Here is a 24493-nt window from a genome sequence, read left to right as displayed (position 1 = left end):
TGAGATATCCCATCGCAAGAGTAAGACCCCTTGAAGACGACGAGGTAGATAGGGCAGAGGTGGAAGCGCAGTAATGTGTGGAGCTGACTGTCACTAATAGGTCGAGGGCTTAACCAAGACGGTTTAGGAGAAATACAGAATTACGGATGATTCAATGTGCAGTTTTGAAGGTACATGTCAATGTATGAATTGCAGAAATGCGATTCAGATATGCGCGAGTGGCTCAGTTGGTGGAGCACGACCTTGCCAAGGTCGGGGTCGCGGGTTCGAGTCCCGTCTCGCGCTTTCAAAGTAAAAAAGAGGGTATCCGTCTTGGACGGATGCCCTCTTTTTTAGTTCAAGCCCGGCCGGGCTTGAACGGTTCGAGGTCTCCGCTCCGCTCCGGTCGGCGCAAAGCGAACGTCCCCCGGACGTTCTGCGCCGTCTCGCGCTCTCCCTCGCAATAGCCAAGAATCAAGTGCCTTTTTGTTTTTTGATGCGAGGGAACAAGAGAAGAGATTTCCTATTACGGCTGATATTTTCCAGATGTTCTAGTCAGAGTTCCTGTATATTTACTCTGAGGTATAAAAGAGTTTATCAAAGCATGCAGAATATTATCTGTTGACTTTACAATCATTGTAAGGTTTAGAGTAAAGAGAAATAAGAGAAATTCAAGGCGATGCAAACATTGCGTGCCCACGCCAAATTATGAAGAAAAAATAAGAAGGATAAAGGAGAAAAGAAACTGGGATGAATAAAACAGAAAACAAGCTGACATCGGGAAGTGTACTTGGGAGCATTGTCTGTTTTGCTCTGCCGTATTTGCTGTCATATTTTCTTCAGACGCTTTACGGGATGGCGGATCTCTTTATCATCGGACAGTTTGACCAGGTGGCAGGGATCACGGCAGTCTCGATCGGCAGTCAGGTCATGCACATGTTGACGGTTGTGATTGTGGGGCTTGCGATGGGAACGACGGTCAGCATCGGTCATGCAATTGGTGCAGGAGATCAGAAAAAGGCATCTTCCGCGATTGGAAATACGGCGATTCTGTTTATGGGTGTGTCGGTGGCACTCACGGTAGGTCTGCTGATGATTGTGCGATCGATCGTCAGCGTGATGTCCACGCCGGAGGAGGCAGTTGCTGGAACCGTGACGTATCTGACAATCTGTTTTATCGGAATTCCATTTATCACGGCGTACAACATCATCAGTGCGATTTTCCGCGGAATCGGAGATTCCAAGAGTCCGATGTATTTTATTGCAGTTGCCTGTGTCGCAAATATTGCGCTTGATTATCTCTTTATGGGATATTTTCAGATGGGTCCGGCGGGAGCAGCGCTTGGAACGACGATTTCTCAGACGATCAGTGTTGTGATTGCTCTGACTGTGATTATGAAGAGAAAGACGGGAATTTCCGTCGGCAGAGCAGATTTTAAGCCAAATCACAATGCGATGGGGGCGATCTTGAAGATCGGAGTTCCGATTGCCTTGCAGGATGGTCTGATTCAGGTTGCCTTTATCATCATCACAATCATTGCAAACCGGAGAGGACTGACCGATTCGGCAGCCGTAGGAATTGTGGAGAAGATTATCAGCTTCCTCTTCCTTGTGCCGTCCTCGATGCTTTCCACCGTCTCCGCTCTCTGTGCTCAGAATATTGGTGCAGGGGAGAAGAAGCGGGCGAGACAGACGCTGTTCGATGCGATTCTTATTGCAGTAATTTTCGGAGTCTGTGTGTCTGTGGGGATTCAGTTTATGGCAGAAAATGTGGTTGGAATGTTTACATCCGATCACGCTGTCGTCGAACAGGGCGCGCAGTATATTCGCGGATATATCTGGGATTGCATCTTTGCGGGAATGCATTTTAGTTTCAGCGGATATTTTTGTGCTTGCGGACGCTCAGAGCTCTCGTTTCTGCACAATATCACAGCGATTGCGCTTGTGCGCGTGCCGGGCGTTTACCTGATGTCAGTGATGTTTCCGACAACGCTGTTTCCGATGGGACTGGCGACCGCCTGCGGTTCTCTCGTTTCCGTTGTGATCTGCCTGTTTGCATATAGATGGCTGAGAAGGAAGGAAACAGCATCTTGTTTATTATAAGAGAAAAGGAGCCTGAGGCGGTTCAATGAAAATGAATGAGAGAAGTCTGTTTCAGATCGGGGAAGTTGCGAGGATGTTTCATATCAGTCCGGGAACTCTGCGCCATTACGAGCAGGCAGGAATCCTGATTCCGGAATTTATTGATGAACAGACGGGCTACCGCTATTATGGAGTTCGACAGTTTGAGGTGCTGAACACGATTCGGTATCTGCGGGTACTTGATCTGCCATTGAAGCAGATCGCAGATTTTGTTCAGAATCGAAATATTGACAGCATCTGTGAAAAATTGAGGCAACAGCAGGAGATCATCGATCAAAAACAGCGAGAGCTTGAGATTGTTCGCCGAAAAATTGGTCATCGCCTCCATCAGATTGAGGATGCAAGAAATTCATCCTTGGAGAAGATTGAGCTTAAACAGATTTCAGATCTGAGAATTGCATGGATTTCCACTTCTCTGAAACCGCATTCCTATTTAGATCTCGAATACTCGATTCGTCGTCTTGAGAGGGGACAGAGAGAATCAATGGTTTTTCTCGGGAAAGTCGGTGTCGGAATCTCGAAGGAGAGATTGAGGCATTTTGAGGATTCGATAAAATCGATGAAAGATGGTTTTTATAATGCCGATGGGGATTGTGAATCGGGGAGTGATACCAGTGATACTGTCCGAAAAAAATATGGGAATCAGGAAAAATTTGACTGCTATGATCGGGTCTTTCTTGTTCTGGATGAGGAGGAAGTCTTTGATGGGGAGACTGAGCGGATTCCGGCGGGAATCTGTGCGGTTGTCCGTTTTTGCGGAAGCCACAAAGAAGCCCCCGACTACTATCGGAGGCTTCTTGCTTATATGAAAGAACATCGTCTGAAGGTCAATGGATTTTCCAGAGAGATCACGCTGATTGACGAGGGAATGACGGACGATCCGAGTCAATTTGTGACGGAGATCCAGATTCCGGTCAAAAGTTTAACCGATTCCGCCGAGAACGATTCCAAGGATCAGCACAAAGAAGCAGATCGGAATGTAGAGGTAACGGCAGACCGGAAGGAATAAGCCGGTGAAGGCTTTGTCTCGTCCGCGGTTGACTTCTGTCTCCACATAGGACTTTCCGCAGACCCAGAAAAACATAATGCCTGCGAGTCCGGCTCCGAGTGGGCAGATATAGATTGACAGAATATCCATCCAGTCAGAGACGATTCCCTGAATCAAAAGGGAGACAATGACGCCAATGACGCCGATGATTGCACAGGCAGGGACACGTCCGAGGTGGAGTTTTTCCTGCACGGTGGCAATCGGTGCCTCGTAGAGATTCAGAAGAGAGGTCATGCCGGCAAAGAGGACTGCGGTGAAAAAGACAATCGCAATCAGTCGACCTCCCGGCATTGCCTGAATCAGGTGTGGGAGATAGATGAAGAGAAGTCCCGGGCCACCCTGGTTGAGCTGTGCTCCGGCAGCTGCCATCGCCGGAATGATGACGAGGGAGGCGAGCATTGCTGCGACTGTGTCGAAAAAGGCAACGCGCCCTGCTGAGGATGGAATGTTTTCCTGATCGGAGAGGTAAGAACCATAGATCAGAGTTCCGTTTCCTGCGACAGAGAGGGAGAAAAACGCCTGTCCGAGTGCAAAAATCCATGTTTTCGGATCGGCGAGTTTGACCGGATCAATCTGGAAAATATACTGGTAGCCCTTCGTTGCACCGGGGCGAAATGCGACATAGATGCCGAGGATCACGAAGAGAAAGAAAAAGATCGGCATCATCAGTTTATTTGCTTTCTCGATTCCACCGCCGATTCCGAGCATCAGGATCAGCATGCAGAAGATCAGGGCGAGGATCTGCCAGAAGTTGTTTCCAAAGGCGGAAGCCATGCTTCCAAATGAGGAGGCAAATCCATCAAGACTGTCCGGTGCGAGGATCGAACCGGTGAATGCGCCGACCGCATATTTTAAAATCCATCCCATGACAACGGTGTAGCCGATCGCCATCGCGAGAGACCCGAGGACAGGGATCATGCCGAGTGCCTCACCGACACTGCGCTTGCCGTGGCGCTCGCAGGCAGAACCGAAGGCATCGATCGGACCGGATTTTGTCGCACGTCCAAAAGACATCTCACCGATGACGCCAGTGAAGCCGATCAGTGCGATAAAAAGAAAATAGGGGATCAGGAAAGAACCGCCCCCGTAGAGAGAAACTCGGGTGGAAAACATCCAGATATTGCCCATTCCGACCGCGGAACCGATACAGGCGAGGATGAACCCCCAGCTACTTTGAAACGAATCTCGTTTTTTCATAAATAAATCCTTTCGTAAGCCGTTTTATAACAGCAAAAATATTATAAACAAAATCAGAAGGAAAAGCAATCGAAAAGCGGTTTTGGAAAAAATACGATGAAAAATAGACAGAAAAACTCTTTGTTCGACAAAAAAATCTTTACATGAAAAAAATTATCTCGTATAATGGGTGCGATTTTACAATTCATTTTACAATTCATAATTCATTCCGGAATGCCGTGCGCATTTCCAACCAGAAAAGGAGAGAAGATATGAGTGAGAAAAAGAAACTGGAAGGCCCAGCATACGAGTTTGAGGCGAAAATGCCACTGAGTCAGGCAATTCCGCTTGGTTTACAGCATGTGCTGGCAATGTTTGTCGGAAACCTGACCCCGCTTCTGATTATCACAGGAGCCTGCGGAATCACGGGAGGAAGCGATCTGGCTTATCTTCAGGTGGAGCTTTTGCAGAATGCGATGCTGGTTGCAGGTATTGTGACCCTGGTTCAGCTGTTTGCGATTGGACCGGTTGGAGGAAAAGTTCCGATCATCATGGGAACGAGTTCGGGATTCATCGGTGTCTTCAACAGTGTTGCCTCGTCGATGGGCGGAGGTGTTCTCGCCTACGGTGCGATTATGGGAGCATCGGTGATCGGCGGTCTGTTTGAGAGTGTGCTTGGATTTTTCTTAAAACCGCTTCGAAAGTTTTTCCCGTCCGTTGTAACCGGAACCGTTGTGCTCTCGATCGGACTTTCCCTGATTGCAGTTGGAATCAACTCGTTCGGAGGCGGAAGCAGTGCGAAAGATTTTGGATCTGCGGAAAATATGCTTCTTGCAATCTTTGTTCTGGTTGTGATTCTTGCGGTTAAGCATGGCACAAAGGGATTTGCAAGTTCGTCCGCAATTCTGATCGGAATCATTGCGGGATACATCGCGTCAATGATCATGGGCGTGGTACTTCCGCATACCGCGGTTGCCGTTGACGGAACAGAGTACACGAAGGCGTGGGTGTTAAACTGGGACAAGGTCGCTCAGGCATCCTGGTTCAGTATTCCGGCTCTGATGCCAGTCAAGCTCGTCTTTGATCTTCGCGCGATTCTGCCGGTGCTCATCATGTTTATCGTGACCGCAGTTGAGACGGTCGGAGACATTTCCGGTGTGATGGAGGGCGGAATGGATCGCGAGGCGACCGATAAGGAGCTTTCCGGCGGTGTGATCTGTGATGGCATCGGTTCTACGTTTGCAGCTCTTTTCGGTGTGCTTCCGAACACCTCGTTCAGCCAGAACGTTGGTCTTGTGACGATGACGAAGGTCGTCAACCGTATGGCACTTGCAACCGGAGCCATTTTCCTTGTGCTCTGCGGTCTGTTCCCGAAGCTCGGAGCGATCGTCTCGATCATGCCACAGGCAGTGCTCGGCGGAGCAGCCGTCATGATGTTCTCCTCGATCGTGGTCAGCGGAATTCAGCTGATTATGAGAGAAAAGATGACTCCTCGCAACCTGACGATCGTGTCGGTTGCACTCGGTGTTGGATATGGAATGGGTGCACATGCGACGATCCTCTCGAAGATGCCGGAGGCAATTCAGCTTGTGTTTGGCGGTTCCGGCATCGTTCCGGCGGCATTTGTAGCGATTCTCTTAAACATCCTGCTTCCGGCAGATGAGAAGTAGATAGTAGATGAAAGAACGTAGAGGAAAAGGAAGGAAAGTTATTTTTCCGAATGCGAGGAAGACAGATCGGGATCGGCGTGATCGAGGAGAAAGTTTAAATTCTCCGGGGTGTCGACGTCCATGAGCTCATAGGGGCTGAGGGCGGGGATCAGGTGAACATCTTCCGGGTGGTTTCGGATCACAAAACTTCCTCCTTTTCCTGCGGGAAGGGCAAGGAGTTCCTCAAAAAAGAAATCTGAAAAAAGGACAGGGCTTCCGACTGTGACAGAAGGATTCGGGTCAGTAACATCCGAAGGTTCTTCAAAGCACAGACGGAAGATCCCCTGTTCTTTTTTTGATGAAATTGCTTTTTCGTTTTCGCAAGATCGGGAAACAAGATTTTGAGAAAAGGCGATTGCCATAGTCTCGAGCGTTTCCCGGCTTAACAGAGGCTGGTCACCGAGCGCAAAGAGACAGCCTTTAAGTTCCGGGTGTGATCGCAAGAGAGCGGTCAGACCGAGACGCACGGTGTCATTGCGGTTTGGAAACTCGTGAAAGAGGACAGGGATGCCGGCAGTCTCACAAAAGGTCTGGACGGCTTTCGAGCGTGTGACGACAATCCGGCCCGCAAAGAGGGCAGATGAGGTTGCCCGAAGGATCTGTGCAATCAAAGGTTGCCCCTGAAATGAGACCATCAACTTGTCAGAGCCGAAACGTCTGCCAAGTCCGGATGCCATGATCACACAGCCGATTGGAAGCACCGGTTCGTCGAGATCGATGACAAAGACATCCGGTCGATGTTTGAGTTCATCGAGAAACGGCAGGGATTGCTTGCGAATCACGGCGATGACCGGTCTTGTGTCAAAGAGGGTGACAAGTGCCTTGAGAAATGGTTCGCACGAGGTCTCGAGATAGCCGATCTCATCGATGACGGCCCAGGGAGCCTCCTCTGTGCTCGTCAAGATCGCACGCTGAATCGCAGGGATTCCGACTTCAAGAAAGCCGTCCGGGCAGGGTTGCATCCGACATCCGGATGGAATTTCGCTCCGGGAGGCGAGGTCAGCGGAAAATGTGCCGATGATGCCGGTTTTTCCGGTGATTCGATCCTGAATCTCGACACGGGTTTTCGGGATTGCATGGGTCGAAAATCCCGGAATCTTCAAATATGCTTCAGCGTTAGAAGCATTGGAAGCATTAGAATTATCAGAATCATTAGAATCATCGGAATTACCTGAAAGAAGGAGAGGAAAAAGGAGAGGGAGCAGGTTGTTTAAGAGCGTCGTTTTCCCGATTCCCCGGCTTCCGGTGATCAGCAGATGCTTTTTTTTACTGTTTTGAAAAGCTCTGAGAATAGAGCTCGGTGCAGGCCTGAATGCAGGCATCGCGGTAGGCTTCGTATTCATGCAAAAACTCCTTTGCTTCCGGGGTGAGACAGCTTCCACCGCCTCCTTTTCCGCCGGTCTTTCTGACAGTCAGAGGAAATCCGAGTTCCCGCTCGGCGTTTCGGATCAGTTGAAGCGCTTTTGTGTATGCCATTTCCATCGAGAGAGAGGCGGAGCGCAGAGAGCCGGTCTCCTCGATGGCATGGAGGAGACGGCAGGGTCCCTCTCCGAAAAATCGTTTGTTTTCCTCATCACAGAGGCAGATGCGAATCATAGGTTTCATAAAATAAATCCTCACAAATCAATGACAATAAAAAGTGGTCACAACAGGAGAAGAACAAGGCGATCCTGCGTATCGGATTCCACCTGATTTTTGGGAATTCGAAGGAGGCGAACCGGACCGTAGATTTCGGAGAACGCTTCCTCCATCCGCTGATTGGAATCCGTTTTGGGGTGCAGACATGCCGAGACCCTTCCGTCTTTTAAGAGCAGGATCTGGTCACAGAATTGCAGGGCGAGATCGGGGCTGTGAAGACAGACGAGAGTCGTCTTGTTGTGTTTTGCGGTCGTCTCAGCGATCAGGCGAAGCATCGAACTCCGATTGGGAAAGTCGAGAGAGCTGTCCGGCTCATCGAGGAGCAACAGAGAGGTGTTCTCGACGAGGGTTCGAGCAAGAATTGCGAGCTGTTTTTGCCCGCCACTGAGTGTCAGGTAATCCCGATCGGCAAGCTCCTCGATTCCGGTCTGACGGAGCGCCGTGTATGCCTGCTCCCGCATCAAGGCAGACGGCTGTTCAAACAGTTTGAGCACAGGATGAAATCCCATCAGAACGACATCGAGGACGGACATCGAGATCGAGATACCGGTCTGCTGAGGAATGTAGCTGATCTGACGCGCGAGATTGCGGACAGACAGACCCTCTAAGATGAAACCGTTCAGGTTACAGCTTCCAGAGTGAGGAAGATCCTGACAGATTGTGCGAATCAGCGTCGTTTTTCCACATCCGTTTGCGCCGAGAAGTCCGGTCATCGTGCCGGCCGATTCGATCGAGAATGAGAGATCGTTGAGAATCGGGTGACCGCCCCGCAAGACCCTAAGGTGTTCTGCGAAGAAGACCGGAGAAGAGTCAGAGGTTTTAGGAGCGGATGCAAGCGATGATTTAAGAGCTGATTTAAGGGAGGGCGCGAGATCGTGGGATGAGGGTGGAAATGTCCTTGTCATCGGGTAGCCTCCTCTCTTTTTGCGAGAATCAGGTAGATCAGAAACGGAGCGCCAAGCAAAGAGGTGAAGATGCTGACGGGAAGTTCGGTCTTAGCGATTCCCTTTGCGAGCGTGTCTGCGGTGAGCAAAAGAAAACTTCCGATCGTACCGCTTAAGAAACAGCAGGAGCGCTTATTGTGCCCGCAGAGCATGCGTGCCGTGTGCGGGGCAAGAAGACCGACAAAGCTGATCAGTCCGGTGACACTGACGACAGCGGAGACCGCAAACGTCGCAACAAACAAAAGCGCCATCCGCATCGTTCCGACCGAGATTCCAAGCATTCTTGCTTCCTCCTCCTGCACCGAGAGCATCAGAAGATGGCGGTGAAGCGAGAAAATCAGGGCACAGCAGAGACAGATCACGGCGATCGAAAATGGGATTTTGGAGAGCGTGACTCCGCCGAGACTTCCCATAATCCAGTACTCGATCGACGCGAGTTCTTTCTCCGGATCAGCGGTCAGTTTCAGAAACATCAGGACGGTCTGTGCGAGTGCATGCACGGCGATTCCGGCAAGGACGATCGAGGAATGGCTTTTTCCCGGAGCAAGGGCGGAGAGTCCGAGAGAGATGCACACGGCGAGAAGTCCTCCGAGAAAGGCAAAGACGGTTGTCCCGATCATGCTTGAGGAGACAAAAAGGATCGCAAAGGCAGCACCGGCGCTTGCGCCTGAGGAGACTCCGATGATGTCGGGGGAGGCGAGTGGATTGCCAAAGATGGTTTGGTAGACAAATCCCGCGATGCCAAGCGCAAATCCTCCGAAGAGTGCCATGAGTGCGCGGGGCAGACGAAGAATCCAAAATGTACGAATAGCCATCCTGTCCCCAGCTAAGAGTGCAGTGAGGGAAATCGGATATTTTCCGATCAGGATGGCTGTGACAAAGGACGCACACACAAGCAGGGAAGAGATCCCTGCAAGCAGTGCGGTTCTGTTTGATCGCAGGCAGTGTGTCCTGCGAGGATTGTCAAGATGATTGTCAAAAGTATGAATGTGAAAATCGTGAAAATTTTGCATTGTTTATGCGTTTTGCATCGTTTATGCGGATTGTTCGGTGTTTACTGTGCAGTTACTTCCGGGGTGAAACCATAGAAGGTCTCATAGAAATCGCTGGCAGTCTTCTGATAGTCCTCCTCGGAGACAAGATCCGGATGAAGAACAGAAGCAAGGTAGATGCTTCCAAGGAAGCTAGCCGGAACCGGAGAGTCAAGAGCCTCGATCTCATCAGGAAGTTTTACAACCTGTCCCTCTTTGACTGCGTTGCAATCTGCAAGTGCGCTGTCAGTAAGGACGGAATCGGTCGTGTAGGAAGCGTCAGAAGCCAGAACGATGTAATCCGGATTCCAGGAGAGGATCTGCTCGTAGGAAACCTCTGCCCAGTAGGAATCGCTGATCTCGGTTGCCACGTTTGCACCCTTTGCGTTCTCGATCAGGCTGGACTGGTACATAGCAGGGCCGGCAGTCTCAAGCAGAGCGCTGTTTCCACCGAGGTATACGGACGGGGTGTCCTCTGCGGAGCTTAAAGTCTCGGTTAAGTTGTCAAGAGAGTCGGTGATGTAGGATTTTAACTTCTCACCCTCGGAAACGGTGTTCGTAGCCTGATCGATCAGATCGATGGCGTCAAAGAGCAGTTCCTGATTCTCCGGTTTTACAGCGAGAACGGTGAGACCAAGCTCCTCCATTGCCGGGATCGAATCCTTTAATTTTGCCGGAACGATGACGAGATCCGGATTCAGGGATGCACATCCCTCAAGATCAAACTCCTTTGCAGTTCCAACGCTCGGAAGATCCAGAATTTCCGGTGCGCTGAGTTTGTAGATGTTGCGGGTGTCAGCCTTTGCCTCTACACCGACGAGTTTCTCGTCAAGTCCGAGTGCAATCATAAGGCTGGTGGAGATATAGTAACCACTCACAAGAGACTCCGGCTCTTTCTCGATCGTGACTTCACGTCCGAGCTGGTCGGTGACGGTGAGCGGATAGGTGACATTGGCGTCTGTGCTGTCTGCGGAAGCGGTTTCCTCAGCGGTGCTTTCAGCGCTCGTCTCAGTGGCTGTTTCAGAAGCTACCTCAGAAGAAGTCTCAGCAGATGAAGAAGCGGAACCAGCATTGCCACCGCACGCGGTTGTGCCAAATGCAAGTGCCATAGACAGAAAAATTGCCGATAACTGTTTGATGTTCTTTTTCATAATGTTCTCCCTCTTTTGAAAAGATTTGGTTACTGTTTGCGCAATGCGTGAACAGTAATTCGTTGTAGTAATAAAACAACAACGGTATTATAGCAGAAAGTATGTTAAAATAAAAGATAAAATTAGGATAGGTTTTACCGTGTTTTGAAAAAATATTGCAATTTAAAAATATTACGGTTAAAAGAAACGAATAGAGAGATAAGAGGAGATCACGGTTATGATGACAATTCGCGAGTACAGGCGGGTGGAGAGCCTTGAGGAGGCTTGGGAGCTGAATCAGAAGAAGCCAAATCGGGTGATTGGAGGAATGCTCTGGTTGAAAATGGGACATGGAAGAGTCGGGACGGCGATTGATCTGTCGGGACTTGGCTTAAACCAGATTGAGGAGATGGAGGATCGCTTTGAGATCGGTGCGATGGTGACCCTGCGTGAGTTGGAGCTTCATGCGGGACTGGAATCCTACACAGAAGGTGCGGTTCGGGAGTCTGTGCGTCACATTGTCGGCGTGCAGTTTCGCAATCTGGCAACTGTCGGCGGAAGCATTTTTGGAAGATTCGGATTCTCCGATGTTCTGACGATGTTTCTGGCGATGAAGACGGAAGTCGAACTGTACAAGGGCGGAATCGTTCCGCTTGAGACCTTTGCGCGCGAGGGAGCGGGAAGAGACATCCTCGTCAAAGTGATTGTACATAAAGAAGATGCGGATTTCTGCTATCAGTCTGTCCGAAACACAAAGACGGATTTTCCGGTCCTGACGTGTGCGACGGCGAGGGAAAAAGATGGAGGTTACCGCATTGTGATCGGCGCACGCCCGGCAAGAGCAGTCCTGATGAGCGTGCCGGCACAGTCGGTGGAGGAGTTGCAGAAAGAGAACGCGAATCTGGCGCAGGCAATTTCTGAAAAGGTGAGAGCGGAGATTGTGACGGACAGCAATTTGCGCGGAAGTGCGCAGTACCGCAGACATCTGGCGGGAGTTCTCGCGAGACGTGCAGTCGAGCGACTTGAACAAATTGAGAAATGAGAATGATTTGCGAATCGCCAGGAAAGATAAAAATCGCTAAAAAAGATGAAATCGTCAAACAAGATAAAACTTGCCAAGAAAAATAAAATTGTCAAAAAGATAAAGATCGCTAAGAAAGATAAAATCACCGAGAAAGATAAAGATCGCCAAAAAAGATAAAAAATAAAAATGGTGAGATTTCGTGGAGTTGAGAGAAGGGAAGAGAGTCGATGCAGATTACATTTATGCTGAATGGAAGAAAGGTAAGCGAAGAGATCGAGCCGGATACGCTTTTGATTGATCTGGTCAGAAGGATGGGCTGTTACAGTGTGAAGCGAGGATGCGAGACCTCAAATTGTGGTCTCTGCACGGTGTTTTTGGATGAAAAACCGGTGTTGTCCTGCTCCGTTCTGGCGGTGCGCGTGGATGGCAGAGCGGTGACAACGCTAGAGGGTCTTCAAGCGGAGGCAGAGGAGTTTGGAGCTTTTATTGCCGATCAGGGTGCCGAGCAGTGTGGATTTTGCAATCCGGGATTTATCATGAATGCGCTTGCGCTGTTTCGGGAAAACGAGTTTCCGAGTGAGGAGGAGATCAAGGAGTACCTTGCCGGAAATCTCTGCCGTTGTTCCGGATACGAGGGACAGCTTCGCGGAATTCTCGCGTTTCTGGACTGGAAAAAGAACAAACAGCAGAACAAACAGCAAGAGGAAACAGCTGTGCAGGGAGAGGAGGAGATGAAGAAATGAAACGCGAGGGAAATCTTATCGTAAATCATGCGGTGCGAAAAAAAGACGCGATGCAACTTGTGACGGGACAGCCGGTCTACATGGATGATCTGGCTCCTCAGAACTGCCTGATTGTCAAGCTGTTGCGCTCCCCGCACGCCAATGCGATTGTGCAGGAGGTGAATACGACCTCCGCAATGCGGGTGCCGGGAATCGAAGTGATCTACACCTGGAAGGACATTGACCAGAATGGGAGACGGTACACACAGGCGGGTCAGACCTACCCGGAGGCAAGCCCGTATGATCGTCTGATCATCGACCGCCATGTGCGCTTTATCGGCGATGTCGTTGCGATTGTCGCCGGTAAGGATGAGGCGTGTGTCGACAAGGCGCTTCGGATGATAAAAGTAAAGTATGAGGTGCTTGAGCCGGTGCTTGATTTCCATACCGCAAAGGACAATCCGATCCTTGTGCATCCGGAGGAGAACTGGGAGAGCCTCTGTCCGGTCGGAGCAGACAACAAGCGCAATCTCTGTGCTCACGCAGAATCGTCCGACGGTGACATCGATGCGGTTTTGGCGGACTGCGACATTGTGATCGATCACGTTTACCATACGAAAGCGTGCCAGCAGACGATGATGGAGACATTTCGCACCTACTGTTCGATTGATCCATACGGGCGATTGAATGTGTTCAGCTCAACACAGATCGTTTTCCACTGCCGTCGTATCCTCGCAAATGCGCTCCACATTCCAAAGTCAAAGATTCGCGTCAGCAAGCCGAGAATCGGTGGTGGATTCGGCGCAAAACAGACCTCGGTCTGTGAGGTCTATCCGGCATTTGTGACGTGGATGACGAAGAAACCGTCGAAGATCATTTACACGCGCCAGGAGAGCATGACGGCGTCGACCCCGCGTCACGAGATGGAGATGCATGTGCGCCTTGGAGCGACGAAAGACGGAATTGTGCGGGGAATTGACCTCTACACGCTGTCGAACACGGGTGCTTACGGGGAGCACGGACCGACAACCGTTGGACTCTCCGGTCACAAATCGATCCCGCTTTACGGAAAGGCAGAAGCCTTCCGTTTTGTCAACGATGTGGTGTATACAAACCGCATGTCGTCGGGAGCTTACCGAGGATACGGGGCGACACAGGGACTTTTTGCGGTTGAGTCGGCAGTCAATGAGCTCGCACAGCGCCTGAATATGGACCCATTTGAGATCCGTGAGAAAAATATCGTCAAAGAGGGCGATGTGATGCCTGCCTACTATGGTCAGGTCAACACGAGCTGTGCGCTCGACCGTTGTCTGAAGAAAGTTCGCGAGATGGTGGACTGGGATCACAAAAAGAAAGTTCGCGATATGGGAAATGGAAAAGTCCGCGCAGTTGGAATCGGCATGGCGATGCAGGGTTCCGGAATCGGCTCAGTCGATGTCGGAAGTGCGACGATCAAGGTCAATGACGATGGATTTTACACGCTTGCGATCGGTGCAGCGGATATGGGAACCGGGTGCGACACGATTCTTGCGCAGATTGCAGCGGAAGTGCTTGAGTGCTCGATCGACGACATCACGGTCTGTGGAGCGGACACGGATTTCTCCCCTTATGACTCCGGTTCCTATGCTTCGAGTACGACGTATGTGACGGGTAAGGCAGTAGAAAAGTGCGCCCTTCAGATCCGCGATCAGATCTGCAAACTCGGAGCAAAGAAACTTGGATGTGCGCCCGAGAATGTGAGCTTTGATGGAAAATGGGTTTATGTGGAGAATGAGGACGCAGAAGAAACCACGGACATAGAGGATAGAGAGGAAAAAGAGGAAAAATCGGTCAGAGATGCAGAACATGCGGTGCACAAGGTTTCTCTTGTGGATCTTGCGACGGCTTCGATGTGTGGAAATGACATTGCGCTTGAAGCGACGGTGACGAACAGTTCCAAGCTCTCTCCGCCTCCGTTCATGGTCGGTTCGGCAGAAGTTGAGGTGGACCTTGAGACCGGAGAGGTTGAGGTCATTGACTATGTGGGTGTTGTGGACTGCGGAACGCCGATCAATCCGAACCTTGCACGGGTGCAGGCAGAGGGCGGAATCCTTCAGGGAATCGGAATGGCACTCACAGAAAACATTACTTATACGAAACGGGGACAGGTTCTGGAGAATTCGCTGATGCAGTATAAGATTCCGACCCGTGTCGATATCGGACGGATTCGGGTCGCATTCGAGAGCAGTTATGAGAGCGAGGGACCGTTTGGAGCAAAGTCGATCGGCGAGGTTGTGATCAACACTCCGCTTCCGGCGATCGCAGATGCGGTCTGCCGGGCGGTCGGAAAACGCTTCTATGAGCTTCCGATCACGCCGGAACAGATTGCGACTGCGGTGATCGAAAACTCAGAAATGTAAAGAGAATTGACTTGAATTTATTTAGGTCGCAGAAAAATAGTTCTTTGGACCTGGACGAAGGAAATATTTTAAGTGCATCGCGATCGACAGCAGGAGCGTGAAAAACTCCGCAGTCGGAATCGCAACCCAGGCGCCGTTGATTCCGAGAATCGGCGGAAGCACGAGCAGGGAGATCACGGTGAAGACAAGCGTCCGGCTGAATGAGAGGATCGCGGAGATCTTTCCGTTTGAGAGCGCCGTGAAAAATCCGGACGAGGTGATGTTGAGTCCGCTGAACAGGAAGTTGAACGCAAAAATCGGGAATCCGGTCACAGCGAGCGCAAGTGTCTTCGGGTCCTGTGTGAACACGGTCACAAGCGGGCGAGAGAGGGAGATTGCGAGAAACAGAAGAACGATCGACGAAGCTCCGACAAAGAGAAAGGAGATCCGGTAAACGTTCTCAAGTTCCTTTTTGTTGCGTGCGCCGTACTGGAAGCCGACAATCGGGCTGATGCCGATTGAAAATCCCAGATAAAACGCATTGAACAGAAACTGTCCGTAGAGCAGGATCGTGATCGCTGCAACTCCGTGCTCACCTGCGAGATTCATCAGCACAATGTTGAAGAGAAAGGTGACAATGGCATTGGAAAGCTGGGTCACCATCTCGGAAGAGCCGTTGTAGCAGGCAAGAAGAAGCTCCTTCGGGCGCAGGACAAACCGGGTAAAGTGCAGTTCTCTCTTGGAAAAGAGAAAGAAGCAGACTCCGGCGATCGCGGGGACGGACTGACCGATTCCGGTCGCAAGGGCAGCACCGCCGATTCCAAGATCGCAGAGGACGATCAGGACGTAGTCGAGGACGGCATTGAGGATGCCTGCTCCGATTGTCAGAAACAGACCAAATCCGGGATGACCGGCAGTCACTAAATAGGACTGAAACAGGGACTGGAGCGTGCATGCCGGGGCAAAGCTGACCGCGATCGACAGATAGATCCGGCAGTCCTCAAGAAGCACCTCGTTAGAACCCAAAAACAGGGAGATCGGAGTCAGAAAAAACTGAGTCAGGATCAGAATCACGATGCTGAAAATCAGGCTGACAACGACGAACTGAGTCAGACATTCTCTGGCTTCCTGCGGTTTCTGTTCCCCGAGATAACGGCTGATGATTGCATTTCCGCCCGTTCCGAACATCGTCGCAACCGCGATCACGATGTTGATAACCGGAAAGACAATATTTAAGGAAGAAAGCGCATTGCTTCCGACAAAACGGGAGATAAAAATTCCATCCACAATCGTGTAGAGGGACATGAACATCATCATGACGATCGATGGAGTGGCAAATTGCAAGAGCTTCCACGGTGTGAAATGCTGATTGATTGAACTACTCATAGCAAATAAAAAATCCTTTCTGTAAACTCGTGAGTGTCCCTTCAGCATAACGTATTTCCCGGGGATTCGTCAAGGCTAATCGGATCTTGACATTTTTTTATAATTTGCTATAATACAGGTGCTCGTTCGGAGGGTGAATCATTCAGAAGAAATGATAAGCTGGATAAGGCGGTAGATTGAAATATCTGCGTCCTGTCCAGCTTTTTTATTTTATCAACGATGTTAGATCGTTCGATAGGAAGATCATTCATGAAATAAGCCATTCTGAGGATGTTTTTTGTCTGAGACAGAGAAAACGAAGAAAAGAAAAAACGAAGAAATCAGAAAAACAAAGGAAACAGAAAGAACGAAGAACGCAGAAAAGCAAAGAAAACAGAGAAAGGTAGATACGAGGAGAGAGGAAAATGAAACAAAAAACGAGAAGTCTGACGGAGGGAAGCGTCTTTAAGAGCCTGATTATGTTTGCGATCCCGATTTTTTTCAGCTTGTTTCTGCAAGCACTTTACGGGGGAGTCGATCTTCTGGTAGTCGGACGGTTTGCGGGAACCGCGGATGTCTCCGGCGTTGCGTCCGGAAGCAACCTGCTTCAGACGGTGACGAATGTGATTACGGGTCTTGCGATGGGAATCACGATTCTCGTCGGGGAGAAGATTGGGCAGAAGAAGCCGAGAGAGGCGGGAGAAGCGATCGGAAGCGGAATCTGCCTGTTTCTGGTGTTTGGACTGATTTTGACTGCGATGTTGTTGGTATTTGCAGAGCGGATTGCGATCATGCTCCATGCGCCGGAGGAGGCATTTCGGGAGACGACGGCTTACATCCGAATCTGCGGAGCCGGCTCGCTCTTCATTGTGGCTTATAACGTGCTCAGTGCGGTCTTTCGAGGAATCGGAGACTCCCAGACTCCGCTTGTGACGGTCTGCATTGCGTGTGTGGTCAATATTGTGGGGGATCTTGTGCTTGTCGCAGGACTTCATTTAGGGGCACTGGGAGCAGGTCTTGCGACGGTGCTTGCCCAGGCAGTGAGTGTGTTGGTTTCCTTTGGCATTGTCAGAAGAAAGAAACTTCCGTTTGTTTTAAAGCGGGAGGATGTGCGTTTTCATGGCAGAGTGATCGGGAAAGAGCTGAGACTCGGAACCCCGGTTGCCCTTCAGGAGTTTCTGGTGGGAACCTCGTTTCTTGTTCTTCAGATGATCGTCAACACCTTCGGCGTCACGGCATCCGCTGGAGTCGGTGTTGCGGAGAAAGTCTGCGTATTTATGATGCTTGTCACCTCGGCATTTATGCAGTCGATGTCGGCATTTACCGCACAGAACCGTGGAGCAGGAAAGCCGGAGCGCGCAAAGTCGGCGCTGAAATCGGGAATGATCACGGCATTTCTTGCAGGCGCATTTATGGGATTTCTCGCCTATGTTCACGGAGATGTCCTGAGCAGTCTGTTCTCAAAGGATCTGGACGTGATTGCCGCTTCTCATAGCTATCTGAAAGCATACGGCATCGATTGTTTCCTGACTCCATTTATGTTCTGCTTCATCGGATATTTCAATGGATGTGAAAAGACCCTGTTTGTGATGATTCAGGGACTGATCGGCGCATTTGGAGTGCGAATTCCGATTGCCTATGCGGTGAGTAAGATGGCGGGAGCGACGCTGTTTGAGATTGGTCTTGGCACACCGGCATCCTCGACCGTACAGCTTCTCTTGTGTGTGATTGCGTTTGTTTACTGGGAGAAAAAGGGCTGGTATAAAAAGTAAATAACCGGGTTGGAGGACAGAGGATACCCCGGGAGCTTGTTCGGAGAGACAGGTGTCGGAGATGGACGATCTTCGGAGCTTGAAAAATAAAGAAAAACGTGAGAAAATGACAGGAAGAATACAGGTGCTCTCGGAATTTCTTTGTGCATGACTGGCGGAAAGTTGCTTGCAAAGGCAGGTGCAGGAGAGACTCTGAGAGCACATCATACACAGAAGGGCGGAATGAGGAGATGTTTCATCCGGAAAATCTGGCAGAGATTCTTTCTGCCTACAAGGAGTATTTCCCGGAACACTGGAATAGGGGACGCTATAAATGGAGAGCAATCCTGCATTTTCAGAGATACTGGGATCTTGAGGCGGATGATTTTCGGCAGATGTTTATGAAGGCAACAGAAAAGACGGCAAATCTGCTTGCAAACCGGAGTAATTATCCGCGCAGGATGATTAGTCAGTTTGCGAGTGCTGACGCAGAGGCGGTTCGGAGTATGTTTCGCAGTCTGTTTGATGAGTCGGAGGACCTTGCTTTGAGGATTGGTCAGTTTCAGGCATCGGCGGACTGGCTTCGGATGAAGTACGATGATGGAACGTGGAATCATCACTATCAAATGGCGAATGCAATCACAACGTATCTGTGGCTTAAAAATCCGGATCAGTATTATGTGTATAAATACTCAGATGCACTTGCGCTCGCACAGGCGGTGAAGTCGGATTTTTTGCCGATTCGCGGGGATGCAATTCTGAATGTCAGAGGAACATACCAGCTTTATGAGGAGATTCGAGATGTGATCCGGAGAGATTCGGAGCTAGATCAGATATTTAAGGATTTGGCGGATGAGTCCTGCTATTCCGATCCGGAGAAGATCACGATGACGACCGATCTCGCGTTCTTTGTCAGTCGTTTTTATGGAAATCGGGGTAAGAATGATCACGATCGAGATAGAAATCTGGATAAAGGGCAAGATAGAGGTCACGACAGAGATCGAGAATCGAGAAAAGCGCGATATCGAGACAGAAATCGAGAACCGATCGCGAGTTGGAATGAAAACGGGGAATCGAATTGCGAGCAGGCGGATCAGACGATTTTAAAGAAACAGAATCAAAAAGATGCTCAGCTTTCGACGTCTGTCTGCAAAGAGTTTGCCTGCGAACCTTCTCCGTGCGATCCATCTGAATCGGAATCTTATACGAGAGAGGATTTCTTAAGCGAAGTCTATATCGGGGAAGAGGATTTTGACACGCTTGTGGCTCTGCTGAAAAATAAGAAAAATCTGATCCTTCAGGGGGCGCCGGGAGTCGGAAAGACGTTTACGGCAAAGCGCCTTGCGTATGCGATGATGGGAAAAAAGGATGAGTCGAAGATTCATCTGATTCAGTTTCACCAGAGTTATTCGTATGAAGATTTCATTATGGGTTACAAGCCGGTCGGAGAGGGATTTAAGCTAAGAGAGGGAATCTTTTATCGTGCCTGCAAACAGGCGAGCGAAGATCCGGACCATGAATATTTCTTTTTGATTGATGAGATCAACCGGGGAAATTTGAGTCGGATTTTTGGCGAACTTCTGATGCTGATTGAGAAGGATTATCGGGGAACGCCGGCGACATTGGCGTATAGCCAGACGCTGTTTTCGGTGCCGGAGAATCTCTATCTGATCGGCATGATGAACACCGCAGACCGGAGTCTTGCGATGATCGACTATGCGCTTCGCAGACGGTTCAGCTTCTTTGAGATGGAGCCTGGATTCTCGTCTGCGGGATTTGAAAATTATCAGAAATCCCTGCAAAATCAAGTGTTTGACCGGCTGATCGAGCAGATTGTGGACTTAAATCGGGAGATTCGGGAGGATGATTCTCTCGGAGATGGATTTTGTATCGGTCACAGTTATGTTTGCGGACAAAATCGGGAATCCTGTACATTGGAGTGGATGAAGATGGTTGTGAATTATGATATTCTCCCGATGCTTCGCGAGTACTGGTTTGACGAGAGAGAACGACTGTTAAAATGGGAGAGACGCCTCAGAGGGGTCTTAGAGGCGACGGACTCAGAGAAATGAATGAGATAAGAAGCAAAACAAGGAGCAAAATAAGAAGCAAAATAGGAAGAACAATAGAAAGAAAAATAGGGAGCAAGATTCCCGAATTTATGAAAGATTTATGAGAGACAGGGGAATTTTCATCAAGAATATTTATTACATGCTGGCGTATGCATTTCAGGTGCTACGCCAGAACTCTTATGAGGACGTGACTGCGGAGGAGTTTGAGGCGATCTCAGACCTTTTTGCGGAGATTTTGTTTCGTGGGATCTCCCGCCAGCTGAAACAGGGACTTTACCGGACGTATGTGCGTCGGGAGGAAGATTTGCCGACAATGCGGGGAAAACTGTTGATTGCGGGAACTGTCCGTAACCAGATCCAGAGAAAAAAACAGGTCTGCTGTGAGTTTGAGGAGGTGTCGGCAAACAACCTGTTCAATCAGATTTTAAAGGCGACGATGGAGGCGCTGATCCGGGATTCACAGGTGAGGCGCGATCGACGGGCAAAGCTCAAAAAATTGATTTCTTTCTTTGGAGAGGTGGATTCGGTGGATGTCTCAAAGATCCGCTGGGAGTCGCTTCGCTACGAGCGCGGAAATGCGAACTACGAGATGCTCCTCAATCTCTGCTATTTTGTGCACGAGGGAATGATCCAGACGGAGGAGGCGGGCGGATACCGGATGATGACGTTTTCGGACGAGTCCTTGCACCGGCTTTACGAGAAATTCATTCTGGAATATATCAGATGCCATCACCCCGAACTGACAGAGGTGCGGTCGGCTCAGGTGAAGTGGAACCTGACGGAAGAGGCGCAGTCCCGGATGATTCGCTTCCTTCCGGTGATGCAGACCGATATTTTTCTGCGATTGGGTGATGAGATTTTGATTATTGACGCAAAATATTACGGTCACACGATGCAGAGCCACTATGAGAAGGAGACGATTCACTCTGGAAACCTTTATCAGATCTTTACCTATGTGAAAAATCAGGATGTCGCCGGGAGCGGGAAGGTATCGGGACTTCTTCTGTATGCGAAGACGGAGGAGGAGATCACGCCGGACTGCGAGTTTGTGATCGGAGGAAACCGGATCAGCGTGAAGACACTGGACTTGAATCAGGAGTTCTCGGGGATTGCAGGACAGCTCGATGAGATTGTCAAAACCAACTTTGGTATAGGGCGTGATGGAGTCAGGTTGGACGGAGCGCATCTGTAAAATCTGTTACTGTTCAGAGGTAGGCACTTTTGGAACCGAAAGTGCCGTAAGATAACGTGGTGGTAGCGGGAATTTGCCGTATTTAAATGCGAAGCCACGGCAAATTCCGTTACTGGGCACGTGCGCGTGAACAGTAACAAAAGCCATTACTTTTTTGCATTCCCATCACGCATATATTGACAAAAAACGAGATATTTTATAAAATATTGTTTAGACAATTTCTTGACGAGATTGTCGAAAAAACTCTCAATATGGATCCAGAATTTGATTCAAAATTTGATCCAGAATGCGATCTGGAATTTGATTCAGACTTTGGTTCCGGATTTGGAAAAAGATAGGAGAAAATAGGAGAAAAAATGAAGTTGCAGGGACTGTCATCAAAACAGGTAGAAGAGAGTCGCAAACAGCATGGTTCAAATGAATTGACGCAGATTCCAGCAGACCCGTTGTGGAAAAAGATTCTTGAAGGTTTCAAGGACCCGATGATCATGATTTTGCTGGTCGCTCTGGTTGTTCAGATCGGACTTTTTCTGCTCGGACAGGCAGAATGGTTTGAGCCGGTAGGAATTCTGATTGCGATTGTGATTGCGAACGGAGTCGCATCGATCAGTGAGAACAAACAGGAAAACAAGGCATCTGCGCTCAAGGAAGAGGAAGAGGCAAAGGAGATCGCGAAAGTCATTCGAGACGGAAAGCTTCTCGAGATTCATGTGAGCGAAGTTGTTGTTGGAGATCTCGTGTATCTTCAGGCAGGCGACAAGATTCCGGCGGATGGAGTTGTCGTGGAGGGAGCACTCAAGGTCGATCAGGCAGCACTCAATGGTGAGACCGAGGAGGCAACGAAGATCCCGTGCCCGGATGAGAAGACTTCTTATGATGTGAAAGATCTGCTGAACAAGCATTATGCATATCGCGGAACCGTTGTGTGTGGCGGGGAAGGCTATATGGAGATTAAGGTGGTCGGAGACAAGACGCTGTTCGGAGAGCTTGCGCTTGAAGTGCAGGAGGAGACGAGACAGACTCCGCTTCAGGTAAAGCTCGGCGTTCTCGCTCAGCAGATTTCCAAGTTCGGCTATATGGGCGCGATTGCGATTGTTGTGGGAATTCTGCTCAAGACATTTGTGACCGGAGCACTTCCGTCTGGAATCTATGAATGGATTCGCCTGCTTCTCGACGCGATCACTGTCGCAATCACCGTCATTGTCTGTGCAGTGCCGGAGGGTCTGCCGATGCTGACCTCGATTCTGCTGTCGTTCCAGAGCCTGAGAATGGCAAAGGACAACGTCCTTGTCAGAAAGATCAACGGTCTTGAGACTGCCGGAAGTTTGAGCATTCTTTTCAGCGATAAGACCGGTACGATCACCGAGGGTCGCCTGTCGGTTGTGGAGCTTGTGACGGGAAATGTTGTTCCGTTTAAGGAACTTTCCAAGATGCCGTCTAACCTTGCGGGGGATGTGATCATCGGAACCGGTATCAACAACAGTGCAGTTGCCTCAAATGGCTCGATCATCGGTGGAAACAGCACCGACCGTGCCCTGATGGCATACCTGATTGATTCAAAGGTTGTAAATTCGATTGCGAAGGAAGAGGCAAGAAACTTTAACGCGTTTGATTCCGCAAAGAAATTTTCGAGTGTAACCGTTCAGCGCGATGGAAAGAGCATGACTTACATCAAGGGTGCGCCGGAGCGAATCATTGAGAGATGTACACATTACATCGATGAGAACGGTGAGACGAAAGAACTCGTTGAAAAGAATTACCTCATCGCACACATGGATGCACAGGCAGGACGTTCGATGAGACTTCTTGCAGTTGCAAAGAGAGAGGGCGAGTCCGATGAGGGCGATCTGACTCTCGTATGTGTGATCAGCATCCGCGATAACGTCCGCAAGGAGGCAGCCGATGCGATCCATGAGGTACAGAATGCGGGAATTCAGGTTGTCATGGTAACCGGTGACCGAAAAGAGACCGCAGTTGCCATCGCAAAAGAGGCAGGTCTGCTTGTGAATCCAGATGATGTGGCTCTTACCTCCGCGGAGATGGCGGAGAAGAGCGACGAGGAGATGAAGAAGATTCTTCCTCATCTGAGAGTTGTCGCAAGAGCACTTCCTACGGACAAGAGCCGTCTCGTGAGACTGGCACAGGAGCTCGAGGAGGTAGTCGGAATGACCGGAGACGGTGTCAACGACTCCCCGGCTCTGAAGAAAGCGGATGTCGGCTTTGCGATGGGAAGCGGTACGGAGGTTGCAAAAGAGGCAGGAGACATCACGATTCTCGACGACAACTTCTCCTCGATTGAGAAGGCAATCCTGTACGGACGCACGATGTTTAAGAGCATCCGTAAGTTCCTGATCTTCCAGCTGACCGTAAATGTGGCAGCGGTTTTGACCTGCTTTATCGGACCGCTTTTAGGAGAAAATGTGATTCTGACGGTTATTCAGCTTCTGCTGATCAACCTTGCAATGGATACGCTTGCGGCGATCGCCTTCGGAAGTGAGCCGGCGCTCAAAGAGTACATGAAAGATAAACCGGTTCCGAGAAACGAGAGCATTGTCACAAAGGAGATGCTGACTGAGGTAATCATCAGTGCGCTCTATATCACATTTATCTGTCTGTCGATTCTCTTCTTTGCACCGATCAGAAATCTGTTCGGAGATGTCGATGTGACCTACCTCAAATCGGCACTGTTTGCAACGTTTATGATGGCGATCACGTTCAATGGTTTTAATGCGAGAACGGCTCACATCAATCCGTTTGAGAATCTGATGAGAAACAAAAACTTCCTTCTCGTGATGCTGTCGATCTTCGTGATGCAGTTTGTGTTTGTCACCTTCGGCGGAGAGGTGCTCAGCGTTGAGAGCCTGAGCCTGAAGTCCTGGCTGATCTGCCTGATTCTGGCATTTATGGTTATTCCGATCGATGTGGTAAGAAAGTTGCTTACTGCACACAAATAGGAAGTGAGCAGAAAGTTAATTAAGGTATTAAGTAAGAAATGAATTAGGAAATGAAGCAGGAAGTTAAGTACGAAGTTAATTAGAAAGTTAAGTACGAAGTTCAAGTCGACGCTCGCGGAGACTTGGCGCGTGATTTTGGTCAGCTCTGCTGACATCTTCTTATCAAAATCACTGCGCATCCTCGCGGAGCGTATAACTCAGAAGGGGATTGTCTCCCCTCCTGAGAAAGTTTGTGATA

At 49.7% G+C, this 24493-nt stretch carries 18 protein-coding genes, 1 tRNA gene and 1 rRNA gene; 13 read left to right on the top strand and 7 right to left on the bottom strand.

Going from position 1 to position 24493, the window contains the following annotated elements; genetic code table 11:
- The 4 genes from ACR0QT_RS13405 to ACR0QT_RS13390 form a co-directional block, all read left to right on the top strand.
- Positions 1-117, top strand: a 23S ribosomal RNA gene (locus ACR0QT_RS13405); the annotation flags it as partial.
- Between the two features lie 95 nt (positions 118-212).
- Positions 213-285 (top strand) — tRNA-Gly (locus ACR0QT_RS13400).
- A 444-nt stretch (positions 286-729) separates the two neighbouring features.
- A complete protein-coding gene (locus ACR0QT_RS13395) occupies positions 730-2082 on the top strand; it encodes an MATE family efflux transporter (protein ID WP_432631204.1) in 1353 nt (450 codons plus the stop codon).
- A gap of 31 nt (positions 2083-2113) precedes the next feature.
- Positions 2114-3130, top strand: a complete 1017-nt coding sequence (locus ACR0QT_RS13390) for a MerR family transcriptional regulator (RefSeq protein ID WP_432631203.1) — start codon at positions 2114-2116, stop codon at positions 3128-3130.
- Here ACR0QT_RS13390 and ACR0QT_RS13385 read toward each other — a convergent pair.
- Positions 3044-4366 (bottom strand): sodium-dependent transporter, encoded by a 1323-nt coding sequence (locus ACR0QT_RS13385; protein WP_432631202.1) that lies wholly within the window; start codon positions 4364-4366, stop codon positions 3044-3046. The genes ACR0QT_RS13390 and ACR0QT_RS13385 overlap by 87 nt on opposite strands.
- Before the next feature lie 251 nt (positions 4367-4617).
- Here ACR0QT_RS13385 and ACR0QT_RS13380 point away from each other — a divergent pair, with 251 nt between their 5' ends.
- Positions 4618-6015, top strand: coding sequence for a uracil-xanthine permease family protein (locus ACR0QT_RS13380; RefSeq protein WP_432631201.1), 1398 nt, complete (start codon positions 4618-4620; stop codon positions 6013-6015).
- A gap of 38 nt (positions 6016-6053) precedes the next feature.
- Here the strand turns inward: ACR0QT_RS13380 and ACR0QT_RS13375 are convergent, their stop codons facing one another.
- The 5 genes from ACR0QT_RS13375 to ACR0QT_RS13355 form a co-directional block, all read right to left on the bottom strand.
- A complete protein-coding gene (locus ACR0QT_RS13375) occupies positions 6054-7157 on the bottom strand; it encodes an NTP transferase domain-containing protein (RefSeq protein WP_432631200.1) in 1104 nt (367 codons plus the stop codon).
- A gap of 163 nt (positions 7158-7320) precedes the next feature.
- Positions 7321-7659, bottom strand: a complete 339-nt coding sequence (locus tag ACR0QT_RS13370) for a winged helix-turn-helix domain-containing protein (RefSeq protein ID WP_177976651.1) — start codon at positions 7657-7659, stop codon at positions 7321-7323.
- Positions 7660-7697: 38 nt separating this feature from the next.
- Entirely contained in the window at positions 7698-8597 is a 900-nt protein-coding gene (locus tag ACR0QT_RS13365; protein WP_432631199.1) for an ABC transporter ATP-binding protein, read from the bottom strand.
- Positions 8594-9535 carry a FecCD family ABC transporter permease gene (locus ACR0QT_RS13360; protein ID WP_432631205.1) on the bottom strand — a complete coding sequence of 314 codons (942 nt, stop codon included), beginning with the start codon at positions 9533-9535 and terminating at the stop codon, positions 8594-8596. The genes ACR0QT_RS13365 and ACR0QT_RS13360 overlap by 4 nt, the downstream gene beginning before the upstream one ends.
- 155 nt (positions 9536-9690) lie before the next feature.
- Positions 9691-10818, bottom strand: a complete 1128-nt coding sequence (locus tag ACR0QT_RS13355) for an ABC transporter substrate-binding protein (protein WP_432631198.1) — start codon at positions 10816-10818, stop codon at positions 9691-9693.
- 217 nt (positions 10819-11035) lie between these two features.
- Between ACR0QT_RS13355 and ACR0QT_RS13350 the strand changes: the two genes are divergently transcribed.
- The 3 genes from ACR0QT_RS13350 (at position 11036) to ACR0QT_RS13340 (ending at position 14942) form a co-directional block, all read left to right on the top strand.
- On the top strand, positions 11036-11839 hold the full coding sequence (locus ACR0QT_RS13350; RefSeq protein WP_432631197.1) for an FAD binding domain-containing protein: 804 nt from the start codon (positions 11036-11038) through the stop codon (positions 11837-11839).
- Between the two features lie 209 nt (positions 11840-12048).
- Complete coding sequence (locus ACR0QT_RS13345; RefSeq protein WP_432631196.1) at positions 12049-12564, top strand: (2Fe-2S)-binding protein; 516 nt, start codon at positions 12049-12051, stop codon at positions 12562-12564.
- Entirely contained in the window at positions 12561-14942 is a 2382-nt protein-coding gene (locus tag ACR0QT_RS13340) for a xanthine dehydrogenase family protein molybdopterin-binding subunit (protein WP_432631195.1), read from the top strand. Before ACR0QT_RS13345 ends, ACR0QT_RS13340 begins: the two co-directional genes overlap by 4 nt.
- A 21-nt stretch (positions 14943-14963) precedes the next feature.
- On the opposite strand, the gene ACR0QT_RS13335 is transcribed toward ACR0QT_RS13340, so the two are convergent.
- Positions 14964-16307, bottom strand: coding sequence for an MATE family efflux transporter (locus ACR0QT_RS13335; RefSeq protein ID WP_432631194.1), 1344 nt, complete (start codon positions 16305-16307; stop codon positions 14964-14966).
- Between the two features lie 277 nt (positions 16308-16584).
- On the opposite strand from ACR0QT_RS13335, the gene ACR0QT_RS13330 reads away from it, so the two are divergent.
- From ACR0QT_RS13330 to ACR0QT_RS13310, 5 genes are all read left to right on the top strand, one after another.
- Positions 16585-16755, top strand: coding sequence for a hypothetical protein (locus tag ACR0QT_RS13330; protein WP_432631193.1), 171 nt, complete (start codon positions 16585-16587; stop codon positions 16753-16755).
- Positions 16712-18058, top strand: a complete 1347-nt coding sequence (locus ACR0QT_RS13325; protein ID WP_432631192.1) for an MATE family efflux transporter — start codon at positions 16712-16714, stop codon at positions 18056-18058. Before ACR0QT_RS13330 ends, ACR0QT_RS13325 begins: the two co-directional genes overlap by 44 nt.
- A 230-nt stretch (positions 18059-18288) precedes the next feature.
- The gene (locus ACR0QT_RS13320; RefSeq protein ID WP_432631191.1) at positions 18289-20109 is read left to right on the top strand and encodes an AAA family ATPase; all 1821 of its coding nucleotides are present in this window, start codon (positions 18289-18291) and stop codon (positions 20107-20109) included.
- Positions 20110-20209: 100 nt separating this feature from the next.
- Complete coding sequence (gene mcrC / locus ACR0QT_RS13315) at positions 20210-21301, top strand: 5-methylcytosine-specific restriction endonuclease system specificity protein McrC (RefSeq protein WP_432631190.1); 1092 nt, start codon at positions 20210-20212, stop codon at positions 21299-21301.
- Between the two features lie 356 nt (positions 21302-21657).
- Positions 21658-24255 carry a calcium-translocating P-type ATPase, PMCA-type gene (locus tag ACR0QT_RS13310; protein ID WP_432631189.1) on the top strand — a complete coding sequence of 866 codons (2598 nt, stop codon included), beginning with the start codon at positions 21658-21660 and terminating at the stop codon, positions 24253-24255.
- Positions 24256-24493: the final 238 nt, after the last annotated feature.

The organism is Brotaphodocola sp. (assembly GCF_050873365.1).
Lineage (GTDB): Bacteria > Bacillota > Clostridia > Lachnospirales > Lachnospiraceae > Brotaphodocola.
Note: the sequence above shows the minus strand (reverse complement) of the source record. Positions and strands in the feature narration are given on the sequence as shown.

What these genes read in the sequence shown, in the direction of transcription:
- ACR0QT_RS13395 (WP_432631204.1), top strand. Translation starts at nt 730, where the DNA reads ATGAATAAAACAGAAAACAAGCTGACATCGGGAAGTGTACTTGGGAGC.
- ACR0QT_RS13390 (WP_432631203.1), top strand. Translation starts at nt 2,114, where the DNA reads ATGAATGAGAGAAGTCTGTTTCAGATCGGGGAAGTTGCGAGGATGTTT.
- ACR0QT_RS13385 (WP_432631202.1), bottom strand. Translation starts at nt 4,366, where the DNA reads ATGAAAAAACGAGATTCGTTTCAAAGTAGCTGGGGGTTCATCCTCGCC.
- ACR0QT_RS13380 (WP_432631201.1), top strand. Translation starts at nt 4,618, where the DNA reads ATGAGTGAGAAAAAGAAACTGGAAGGCCCAGCATACGAGTTTGAGGCG.
- ACR0QT_RS13370 (WP_177976651.1), bottom strand. Translation starts at nt 7,659, where the DNA reads ATGAAACCTATGATTCGCATCTGCCTCTGTGATGAGGAAAACAAACGA.
- ACR0QT_RS13365 (WP_432631199.1), bottom strand. Translation starts at nt 8,597, where the DNA reads ATGACAAGGACATTTCCACCCTCATCCCACGATCTCGCGCCCTCCCTT.
- ACR0QT_RS13355 (WP_432631198.1), bottom strand. Translation starts at nt 10,818, where the DNA reads ATGAAAAAGAACATCAAACAGTTATCGGCAATTTTTCTGTCTATGGCA.
- ACR0QT_RS13350 (WP_432631197.1), top strand. Translation starts at nt 11,036, where the DNA reads ATGATGACAATTCGCGAGTACAGGCGGGTGGAGAGCCTTGAGGAGGCT.
- ACR0QT_RS13345 (WP_432631196.1), top strand. Translation starts at nt 12,049, where the DNA reads ATGCAGATTACATTTATGCTGAATGGAAGAAAGGTAAGCGAAGAGATC.
- ACR0QT_RS13340 (WP_432631195.1), top strand. Translation starts at nt 12,561, where the DNA reads ATGAAACGCGAGGGAAATCTTATCGTAAATCATGCGGTGCGAAAAAAA.
- ACR0QT_RS13335 (WP_432631194.1), bottom strand. Translation starts at nt 16,307, where the DNA reads ATGAGTAGTTCAATCAATCAGCATTTCACACCGTGGAAGCTCTTGCAA.
- ACR0QT_RS13325 (WP_432631192.1), top strand. Translation starts at nt 16,712, where the DNA reads ATGAAACAAAAAACGAGAAGTCTGACGGAGGGAAGCGTCTTTAAGAGC.
- ACR0QT_RS13320 (WP_432631191.1), top strand. Translation starts at nt 18,289, where the DNA reads ATGTTTCATCCGGAAAATCTGGCAGAGATTCTTTCTGCCTACAAGGAG.
- mcrC (WP_432631190.1), top strand. Translation starts at nt 20,210, where the DNA reads ATGAGAGACAGGGGAATTTTCATCAAGAATATTTATTACATGCTGGCG.
- ACR0QT_RS13310 (WP_432631189.1), top strand. Translation starts at nt 21,658, where the DNA reads ATGAAGTTGCAGGGACTGTCATCAAAACAGGTAGAAGAGAGTCGCAAA.